The sequence below is a fragment of the Streptomyces rugosispiralis genome (assembly GCF_024505145.1).
GTDB lineage: Bacteria > Actinomycetota > Actinomycetes > Streptomycetales > Streptomycetaceae > Streptomyces > Streptomyces rugosispiralis.
Genome location: NZ_JANIAA010000294.1, coordinates 1 through 213, shown reverse-complemented (window position 1 = coordinate 213; position 213 = coordinate 1). Strand labels below are relative to the sequence as shown.

The 213-nt window shown below is 73.2% G+C and carries 1 protein-coding gene; it reads left to right on the top strand.

Features of this window, described 5'->3' with window-relative positions; genetic code table 11:
• A partial coding sequence (locus NP777_RS47520) for a hypothetical protein (protein WP_256656422.1) occupies positions 1–213 on the top strand: 213 nt, incomplete at both ends.

The window sequence follows — 213 nt, the reverse complement described above, 5'->3', positions numbered from 1 at the left end:
TGTGGCGTTGCGGAGCAGGGCGTTGCGGCGGTTGGCCGGTGGTGGGGCGATGGCGTCCCTCGGTGTGGGCCGGGAGCGGGCGGGCCAACTGCTCTCCGGCCTGGGTGATCAGGCTGCCGGGGTGGGTGTCGCAGCCGTCAACGGCCCCTCGTCCACGGTGGTGTCGGGTCCGCCGGAGCAGGTGGCTGCTGTCGTGGCTGGGTGTCAGGAGGT